Origin of the sequence: Oceaniglobus trochenteri (assembly GCF_020529025.1) — a bacterium.
In the GTDB taxonomy this organism is placed as follows: domain Bacteria; phylum Pseudomonadota; class Alphaproteobacteria; order Rhodobacterales; family Rhodobacteraceae; genus Oceaniglobus; species Oceaniglobus trochenteri.
In genome coordinates this window covers 368,599-377,310 of the sequence record NZ_JACNMM010000005.1, presented here as the reverse complement: position 1 = coordinate 377,310, position 8,712 = coordinate 368,599, and the positions used below count along the sequence as shown (strand labels likewise).

Annotated in this window: 9 protein-coding genes and 1 tRNA gene; 9 read left to right on the top strand and 1 reads right to left on the bottom strand. The window is 65.4% G+C overall.

All coding sequences use genetic code 11. The features are described from left to right. The 6 genes from H7828_RS11200 to H7828_RS11175 form a co-directional block, all read left to right on the top strand. On the top strand, nt 1-1,333 hold a 1,333-nt coding region (locus tag H7828_RS11200; protein WP_226781112.1), incomplete at its 5' end, for a hypothetical protein. Beyond that, entirely contained in the window at nt 1,333-2,133 is an 801-nt protein-coding gene (locus H7828_RS11195) for an SH3 domain-containing protein (RefSeq protein ID WP_226781111.1), read from the top strand. The genes H7828_RS11200 and H7828_RS11195, both read left to right, overlap by 1 nt. A 186-nt stretch (nt 2,134-2,319) precedes the next feature. Further along, nucleotides 2,320-3,477, top strand: coding sequence for an ABC transporter substrate-binding protein (locus H7828_RS11190; RefSeq protein WP_226781110.1), 1,158 nt, complete (start codon nt 2,320-2,322; stop codon nt 3,475-3,477). A gap of 69 nt (nt 3,478-3,546) precedes the next feature. Further along, a complete protein-coding gene (locus H7828_RS11185) occupies nt 3,547-4,608 on the top strand; it encodes a FecCD family ABC transporter permease (RefSeq protein ID WP_226781109.1) in 1,062 nt (353 codons plus the stop codon). Continuing rightward, nucleotides 4,605-5,384 carry an ABC transporter ATP-binding protein gene (locus H7828_RS11180; protein ID WP_226781108.1) on the top strand — a complete coding sequence of 260 codons (780 nt, stop codon included), beginning with the start codon at nt 4,605-4,607 and terminating at the stop codon, nt 5,382-5,384. Before H7828_RS11185 ends, H7828_RS11180 begins: the two co-directional genes overlap by 4 nt. After that, nucleotides 5,381-6,163, top strand: coding sequence for a class I SAM-dependent methyltransferase (locus tag H7828_RS11175; protein ID WP_226781107.1), 783 nt, complete (start codon nt 5,381-5,383; stop codon nt 6,161-6,163). Before H7828_RS11180 ends, H7828_RS11175 begins: the two co-directional genes overlap by 4 nt. A gap of 141 nt (nt 6,164-6,304) precedes the next feature. On the opposite strand, the gene H7828_RS11170 is transcribed toward H7828_RS11175, so the two are convergent. Next, nucleotides 6,305-6,394 (bottom strand) — tRNA-Ser (locus tag H7828_RS11170). A 165-nt stretch (nt 6,395-6,559) separates the two neighbouring features. Between H7828_RS11170 and H7828_RS11165 the strand changes: the two genes are divergently transcribed. From H7828_RS11165 to rpmA, 3 genes are all read left to right on the top strand, one after another. After that, complete coding sequence (locus H7828_RS11165) at nt 6,560-7,384, top strand: DUF2059 domain-containing protein (protein WP_226781106.1); 825 nt, start codon at nt 6,560-6,562, stop codon at nt 7,382-7,384. 276 nt (nt 7,385-7,660) lie between these two features. Next, nucleotides 7,661-8,398, top strand: coding sequence for a 50S ribosomal protein L21 (locus tag H7828_RS11160; protein WP_226781105.1), 738 nt, complete (start codon nt 7,661-7,663; stop codon nt 8,396-8,398). A 6-nt stretch (nt 8,399-8,404) separates the two neighbouring features. Beyond that, nucleotides 8,405-8,674 carry a 50S ribosomal protein L27 gene (gene rpmA, locus H7828_RS11155; RefSeq protein WP_226781104.1) on the top strand — a complete coding sequence of 90 codons (270 nt, stop codon included), beginning with the start codon at nt 8,405-8,407 and terminating at the stop codon, nt 8,672-8,674. The last annotated feature ends 38 nt before the right edge of the window (nt 8,675-8,712 follow it).

The following is an 8,712-nucleotide window of genomic DNA, read 5'->3' as shown; positions in this document are numbered from 1 at the left end:
CAGCGTCAGCGGCCCGGCGCAGGCGACGACGGGGTCCGCCTTTGACGTGAGTTGGAGCGACCCGGTCCACCCGCGCGACATGGTGGGCATCGTGCCCATGGGGGCCGACGAGGGCCAACGCGGCACCTACCTGCGGGTGGGGGAAGACACCGAAGGCAGCCTGAAGGCGCCGTCCGAACCGGGGCTATACGAACTCCGCTATATCCTCGACGTGGGCAGCAAGACGCTGGCGACCGCTTCCATCGAGGTTGTCGCGGCCGAGGCCAGCGTCAGCGGCCCGGCGCAGGCGACCACGGGGTCCGCCTTCGACGTGAGTTGGAGCGACCCGGTCCACCCGCGCGACATGGTGGGCATCGTGCCCATGGGGGCCGACGAGGGCCAACGCGGCACCTACCTGCGGGTGGGGGACGACACCGAAGGCAGCCTGAAGGCGCCCTCCGAACCGGGGCTTTACGAGCTGCGCTATATCCTCGACGTGGGCAGCAAGACGCTGGCTACTGCCTCCATCGAGGTTGTCGCGGCCGAGGTCAGCGTCAGCGGCCCGGCGCAGGCGACGACGGGGTCCGCCTTTGACGTGAGTTGGAGCGACCCGGTCCACCCGCGCGACATGGTGGGCATCGTGCCCATGGGGGCCGACGAGGGCCAACGCGGCACCTACCTGCGAGTGGGGGACGACACCGAAGGCAGCCTGAAGGCGCCCTCCGAACCGGGGCTCTACGAGCTGCGCTATATCCTCGACGTGGGCAGCAAGACGCTGGCTACTGCCTCCATCGAGGTTGTCGCGGCCGAGGTCGGGATTGCCGGGCCGGGTAAGGTGCGGGCCGGTGAGGACGTTGATATTTCGTGGTCGTCCACGGTTCATGGCCGCGACATGATTGCCATCGTGCCCATGGGTGCCGACGAGGGCAAGCGCGGCACCTATCTGCGGATCGGCGAGGCGACCGAGGGGCGGCTGAAGGCGCCGTCCGAACCGGGGCTTTACGAGATCCGCTATATCCTGGACGTGGGCAGCAAGACCTTGGCCAGCGCGCCGCTGGAGGTTCTCGGGGCTGATGCCCCGATGGACGATGGCGCCGGGCTGAGCGTGCCCGAAACCGCCGCACCGGGCGCAACGATCACCGTCACCTGGACCGGCGGCAGCCAAGGTGGCGATCAGCGGATTTCGCTGGCCCGCAAGGATCAACCCGATTTCGGCTGGATCTCTGCCCATCCGGTCGGTGAGGCAAAGAGCATGGAGCTGACCATGCCGCAGGACCCGGGCCTTTACGAGGTGCGTTTCCTCGATATTTCGGGAAAGGCGCTTTTGGGCCGTTCCGTTGTCGAGGTGAAATGATGCGTGGATTTCCTGCACTCCTGGCGCTTGGGGTCGGGCTGACCCTGGCCGCCCCCGCCGTCCAGGCCGAGATTGACGGCCACGGCCCCGATGCCTGGCGCGTTACCGGTGTGGCTGGCGATGACGTGCTGAACATGCGCATGGGGCCGGGCACCGAATACCTTGTGATCGACAGCCTGCCGCCCGATGCGCGGGGGCTGGAACAGATCACCTGCGTGCCGCTGCTGATCCCGTCGATCTATCACCGGCTGAGCGAGGCCGAGCGGGCGGACCTGCCGCCGCGCTGGTGCCTGATGCGCAGCCGCGATTTTGCCAAGGCGGGCTGGGTCGCACAGCGTTTCCTGATGGAGGACGGGCTGGAGGAGGTTTCGGCCCCTCGGCCCGGGGGAGGCGGTGATGTGGTCAAGCCGATCGGCGATCCGCAGATCGACGGCGCGGCCTATCTGGTCGGCGATCTCTATGCCGGGTTCGAGGCGGCGATGTCGTCAGGGCGCGACGCGGAAAACCCCTTCGCCCCGGAAAACGCAGACGGTTACTTCTTCGCCGATCTGGTTCCCATCCTGTCGGGCCATGGCGCAGACCTGCTTTACGGCGGGCAGGATTTTCAGGGCGCGGTGACACGCATCGCCCCCGACGCCCTTCAGCCGATGTTTCGCGGCACCATTCAGATCAACGTTGCCTTCACGAATTTCGGGCGCGATCAAAGCATCGCCTTCTACCTGCGCCCGGACACGGGCCAGCCCGATGCGCCCTATCGCATCCATTACATCGAACACGACGATTGGTCCTTCCCCGAGTAATCGGGGGGGATTGAAGTGCGCCTGGGGCGGCGGATGATCGCCGCCCTGGCCTTGCGCCGGGGGGATGGCAGGTAAATCCAGAGTATTTTTGTAGGATTCTTCGACTCAAGTAGTTGACTGAAATAGTCGGTTAAGGCAGAAGGCCCCTGTCGCAGGATTGCGGCAGCACAGTCACAGGAGAGACCCATGCAGCTTGCCAAGCTGACGCCGGGTCTTTGTTTCGCCTCCGCAGCCATCGCGATGAACTTCGCGTCAGCCACGTCCGCCACAGCAGAGACCATCACCGTAACCGACCTTGCCGGGCGCAGCGTCGAGGTTGAACGCGACCCCGATCATGTCGTGCTGGCCGAGGGACGGATGATCTATTCCCTGGCGCTTCTGGATCGCGACGATCCCTTCGCCCGTATTGCCGGATGGAAGGACGATCTGATCAACTTCGATCCTGACGCCTGGCGCAAGTACGAGGCCGCCTTTCCCGCCGCCGCCGACATCCCGCGCCTGGGCAGCCCCTATGCCGACGACTGGAACCTTGAATCGGTCATTTCGCTGGGCACCGACGTGGTGTTCATGAACCTGGGCGAATTGCTGAAGGCGCAGGAAAGCGGGATCATCGAAAAGCTGGACGAGGCGGGCATCGCCACCGTCTTCGTCGATTTCCGCCAGGACCCGACGGCAAACACCGTGACCAGCATCCAGCTGATGGGCCGCATCCTGGACCGGCGCGACGAAGCCGATGAATTCACCGATTTCTACACCGCCCAGATGAACCGGATTTACGCGACGATCGAACGGATTCCGCTGGATGAACGCCCGGTGGTCTTCATTGAACGCGCGGCCGGCTACAACCCGAACGAATGCTGCGGCACCTTCGGCGCGTCCAACCTGGGGCGGCTTGTCGACCTTGCAGGCGGGCGCAACTGGGGCTCGTCGATGTTTCCCGGCTTTGGCGGCAATGTCAGCCTCGAGGCGGTCTTTGCCGATGATCCCGACGTGATTGTGGGCACCGGTGCCAACTGGTCCGAGGCAAACCCCGCCACCCAGGCCGTGCTGTTCGGGTACGAGGCGACCCCCGAAGCGGTGCAGGAGCGGCTGGCCGTCCTGGCCGAGCGCCCCGGTTGGCCCGAGATGTCGGCGGTGAAGAACGGCCAGTTCCACTCGGTCTATCACCAGTTCTACAACAGCCCATATCATTTCGTGGCGATGCAGGCCTTCGCCAAGTGGTTCCACCCCGATCTTTTCGCCGACCTCGACCCCGAGGCCACGATGCGCGAGCTGCACGACCGCTTCCTGCCCATCGACTTTTCCGGCGTCTTCTGGGGAACGCTTGAGACGGCAACCAACTGATCCGCCGGCGGATCATGCCCCTGCGTCCGCCAAGGTGGGCGCAGGCCATTTCTTGAAGGAGAGGCCGCGATGGCCATGATGACACAACCCGCCGACCTGCGCGCGGGCTATGCCGCGCAGACGGCAAGGCGCTATGTCGTGTTGATGGCCGCCGCCGCCTTGCTGTTTCTCAGCTTCGTCGTCGACGTGGCGACGGGGCCGGGCAACTATCCCCTGCGCACGGTCATCGAAACGCTGTTCGATCCGATGGCGCATGGCGTGCAGATCAAGGTGATCGTCTGGGATTACCGTCTGCCCATCGCGGTGACGGCGGTGATCGTGGGCGCGCTTCTGGCGGTGGCCGGGGCGCAGATGCAGACGATCCTGAACAACCCGCTGGCCGAACCCTTCACGCTGGGCGTTTCCTCGGCCGCCAGTTTCGGCGCCGCCCTGGCCATCGTGCTGGGCTGGAGCATCCTGCCCGTGGTCGGATCGCTGGTGGTCACGATCAACGCCTTTCTCTTCGCGCTTCTGACCTGCGGGTTCATCCTGCTGGCCACGCGGCTGAAAGGGGTGGGGTCGGAAACCATGATCCTTTTCGGGATCGCGATATTCTTCACCTTCTCGGCGCTGCTGGCGCTGATGCAATACATGGCCTCGGAAGATCAGATCGCACGCATCGTGTTCTGGATGATGGGCTCGCTGGGGCGGGCCAGCTGGGAAAAGATCGCTCTGGGGGCGCTCTTGCTGGCCGTGGTCATTCCCTTCGGGCTGATGCGAAGCTGGCAGATGACGGCCCTGCGCATGGGCGAGGCGACAGCGATGAGCATGGGTGTCGATGTCGCCCGGCTGCGCCTTGAAATGCTGGTGGTGGTGTCGATCCTGGCCGCCACGGCGGTGGCCTTCGTGGGCACGGTGGGCTTCATCGGCCTCGTGGGCCCGCACATCGCCCGCATGATCGTGGGCGAGGATCAGCGCTTCTTCCTGCCGCTGTCGGCACTGGTGGGGGCGCTGGTGCTTTCGCTGACCTCGATCATCTCGAAATCGCTGACGCCGGGGGTGATCTATCCCATCGGCATCATCACCGCGCTGATCGGCGTGCCGGTCTTCGTGTCGATCATACTGACCACCCGCAGAAGGAGCCTGTCATGAGCCTGACCATCGAGGGCCTGCGCGCGGGCTATGGCCGCGTCCAGGCCCTGCACGACATCAACATCGCGCCCATCATGCCGGGGCAGTTCGTGGGCCTGATCGGCCCGAACGCCTCGGGGAAATCGACCCTGTTCAAGACACTGTCGGGCATGCTGCGCCCCAGTTCGGGAACGATCTGCCTGGGTGAAACCGACCTTTGCGCCCTGTGCCGGCGCGACCGGGCGCGCTGCATCGCCTACATGCCCCAGGCTTTCGGCTGCAACGCGATCCTCACCGTTTATGAAAGCGTGCTTCTGGCGCTGAAACAGACCACGGGCTGGCGCGTCGGGGGCGACAACCTGGACCGGGTGTCGCAGACCCTCGAGGCGCTGAAGATATCTCATCTGGCCGACCGGGGGCTGGGCAATCTCAGCGGCGGGCAGGCACAGATGGTCGCCGTGGCCCAGACCCTGGTGCGCGACCCCAGCATCGTGTTGCTGGACGAACCCACCAGCGCGCTGGACCTGCATCACCAGCTGTCGATCCTGTCGTCGGTGCGCCATGAAATGCAACGGCGCGGCAGCATCGTCATGGCGGCGCTGCACGATCTCAACCTCGCGGCCGAATTCTGCGACCGCCTGATCCTGATCCGCGAGGGGCGCATCGTGGCCGATGGCACGCCCGAAGACATCCTGTCGCTGGCTGAGATCGGCGAAACCTACCGCGTCGACACCGCGCTTGAACATACGCGGCGCGGCTCGCTCTATGTCGACGCCACGCTGGAGACCCTGAATTGAACCGCCCCCTGCGCAACATGACCCTGAAGAACGAGATCGAACTCTACTGGTCGGATCGCGCGGCAACCTTCGATCAGTCGGTTTCGCACCGGATCGAGGATCGCTTCGGCCTGCCCGAGTGGAACGCCTTTCTTTGCGCCGCCTTCGGGCTTGGCCGCGATGGCACGCTGGTGGGGCGCCGGGTTCTGGATCTCGCCTGCGGCACGGGTGAGATCAGCCGCGTTCTGACCGGTCTCGGCGCCGAGGTGACGGCGGTGGACCTGTCCGAAACGATGCTGGCGCTGGCCCGTGCCAAGATGGCCGGGCGCAGCTGGCAGGGCCACCTGGCCGATGCCGAGGCGCTGCACCTGCTGGACGATGCCGCCTTCGACCATGCCGTGACCCGCCATCTGGCCTGGACCCTCACCGACCCGCTTGCCGCCTACCGCGAATGGCGCCGGGTGCTCAAGCCCGGAGGCAGCCTGCTGATCGTCGATGGAAACTGGGCCGCGCCAAGGCCACCGCTGCACCGCCTGCGCCATTGGCTGGCCGACATGCTGGACCGCAAGTCGCCCCGCGATGGCGCGGATCGGGTGGCCCATGACGCCATCGTCCAACGCCTGCCCTACGGTGCGGGCCTGACCCGCGAAAGGCTGGAACGCGACCTGCGGCAGGCGGGCTTCACCCACCTTCGCCCGCTCCCGGTCAACCGCCTCTACGGCGCGGGAATGCGCGGCCACGCCCTTGCCGACAGACTACGCCAAACCGCCACCCACCGCTTCGCCCTCGTGGCATCCTGAAGCGGGGAGGGACCGGCACAAGGGCAGTCCTGGGCCAAGGCCAGTCATCGCACGGACCGAACAACATTGATTGAAAGCAATACAAAGACGGCCGCGATAGACCGCTTTCTGGAACTGCGCAATTCAGACAAAGGGGGATTGTGGCGGAGAGACAGGGATTCGAACCCTGGGTGGGCTTGCACCCACAACGGTTTTCGAGACCGCCCCGTTCGACCACTCCGGCACCTCTCCGTGATCGCTGGGCGGTGCTTACTGTGGACGCGGGGCGGGTGCAACTGGTTTGTCCGAGAAAATTTGCGAATGCCGCGCTTTATTCTTCCCCGGCGGTGCGCGGCCCCTTGGCACGGGGCGGGGTGGGCCATAGCTTGCCAGTGACCGACGATACCGGAGATCCCCATGCGCCGCCTGTTTCTTGCCTCTGTCCTCACGCTTTGTTCGCTTGCGCCGGCCAATGCCGCGCCGCGCGCCGAGGTCGAGGCGCTTTATGATGCGATGCTGATGGAAAAGGTCATCGGGATCATGCAGGAGGAGGGCCTGGCCTATGGCGAAGACCTGCGCGACGAGCTGTTTCCCGGACGCGGCGGTGCGGCCTGGCCCGCACTGGTGGCGCGGCTTTACGATGCCGATGCCATGGACGCGCTGGTGCTGGAGCGGTTCGATGCCCTGCTTGACGGCGTGGATGTCGCCCCCTTGCTGGCCTTCTTCGAATCCGAACGCGGCGCGCGGATCGTCCGGCTGGAGCTTGAGGCGCGCCAGGCGATGATGGACGAGGATGTGGAAGAGGCCGCCAAGGACAGCCTGCACGAGATGCGCCAGGAGGGCGATTCGCGGCTTGAGGTCCTGGATGCCTTCGTCGAGGCCAACGAGTTGGTGGATTCCAATGTCGTCGGGGCGATGAACGCGAACTATGCCTTCTACATCGGCCTCATGGACGGCGGCGCCTTCGCCGACGAAATGACCGAGGAGCAGGTGCTGACCGATGTCTGGTCGCAGGAGCCCGAGATTCGCGCCGACACGCTGGAGTGGGTCTATTCCTATCTGGCGCTGGCCTATCAGCCGCTGTCCGACGACGACATCGAGGTTTACGCCGCCCTTTCCGCCACCGACGAGGGGCGGGCGCTGAACCAGGCGATCTTCGGTGCCTTCGATACGATGTACGTCACCATTTCCCGCGCGCTGGGGCAGGGGGCCTCGCAATTCATCCTGGGCGAGGATCTTTAGCCCCGCCCACGGGCTTTTCGCCTGTTTCCCGGGGTTGTTCGGCCTGCTTGCGCTTGACTTGCCGGGCGAAGGGCGGGATAAGCGCGGCTCCCGGGCGGGTTGCGACTCGCGCTGGGTTTTCGATGTCGTCCCAAGGGGCGGTTTTTCAACGCTGGCCCTGCGGGGCAGTTTCAATATCGCCCGATGGGGCGCGCCGTCCGAGGCGGGGCTTGCAACCGGCAAGGCCCGAAAACACCCGCAAGGGGGCCACAGGGCGCGGAGACAAAGGAAGATACCATGTTCGCGGTCATGAAAACCGGCGGCAAGCAGTACCGGGTCAAGAGCGGCGATGTGCTGCGCCTTGAGCGGCTGGCAGCCGAAGCTGGCGAGAAGATCCAGTTCAACGAAGTCCTGATGGTTGGCGGCACGATCGGCACCCCCCTCGTGGAAGGTGCGGGCGTTCAGGCCGAAGTGATCGACCAGATCAAGGGCGAGAAGCTGATCCACTACGTCAAGCGTCGCCGCAAGCACAGCTCGCAGCGCACCAAGGGCCACCGCCAGAAGCTGACCCTGGTCCGCATCGGCGACATCCTGGAAACGGGCGCCGACAAGACCGGCGTCAAGGCCGCTGTCGGCACGGGTTCGCTTTCGGCCGCCGCACTGGCCGCGCTGACCCCCGCCAAGAACAAGCCCGCCAAGCCCGAGCAGGACCGCACGCCGAAGCCGGCGAAGGCGAAGGCTGCCAAGACCAAGGCGCCCAAGGCCGAAGCCGCCGCTGACGATGCCGGCGTGAAGCCCGCCAACCTGCTGAGCGAGGCCCGCGAGGGTGGCGCCGACGATCTCAAGAAGATCTCGGGCGTCGGCCCCAAGCTGGAATCGCTGCTGCATGAAAACGGCGTGTTCCACTTCGACCAGATCGCCGCTTGGAATGCCGATGAAATCGCCTACATGGACGACAAGCTGTCGTTCAAGGGCCGTATCGAACGCGATGGTTGGCTGGAACAGGCTGCAACCTTCGCCGCTGAAAAGGAGTAACACCCCATGGCACACAAAAAAGCAGGCGGCTCATCCCGCAACGGCCGCGACTCTGCGGGCCGGCGCCTTGGCGTCAAGAAGTTCGGCGGCGAAGCCGTTGTTCCCGGCAACATCATCATGCGTCAGCGCGGCACCAAGATGTGGCCGGGCGAAGGCGTTGGCATGGGCCGTGACCACACCATCTTTGCGACCGTCGAAGGCCAGGTGACCTTCCGCAAGGGGCTTAAACAGCGCACCTTCATTTCGGTTCTGCCCGTGGCAGAGGCCGCCGAGTAAGCCGAAGCCCGATTTGGCAAGACATTTGGGGGATCGGC

Bases quoted from the DNA above. Each gene is read 5' to 3' on its own strand.
- H7828_RS11180 (WP_226781108.1), top strand. From the start codon at position 4,605: ATGAGCCTGACCATCGAGGGCCTGCGCGCGGGCTATGGCCGCGTCCAG.
- H7828_RS11190 (WP_226781110.1), top strand. From the start codon at position 2,320: ATGCAGCTTGCCAAGCTGACGCCGGGTCTTTGTTTCGCCTCCGCAGCC.
- H7828_RS11185 (WP_226781109.1), top strand. From the start codon at position 3,547: ATGGCCATGATGACACAACCCGCCGACCTGCGCGCGGGCTATGCCGCG.
- rpmA (WP_226781104.1), top strand. From the start codon at position 8,405: ATGGCACACAAAAAAGCAGGCGGCTCATCCCGCAACGGCCGCGACTCT.
- H7828_RS11195 (WP_226781111.1), top strand. From the start codon at position 1,333: ATGCGTGGATTTCCTGCACTCCTGGCGCTTGGGGTCGGGCTGACCCTG.
- H7828_RS11165 (WP_226781106.1), top strand. From the start codon at position 6,560: ATGCGCCGCCTGTTTCTTGCCTCTGTCCTCACGCTTTGTTCGCTTGCG.
- H7828_RS11160 (WP_226781105.1), top strand. From the start codon at position 7,661: ATGTTCGCGGTCATGAAAACCGGCGGCAAGCAGTACCGGGTCAAGAGC.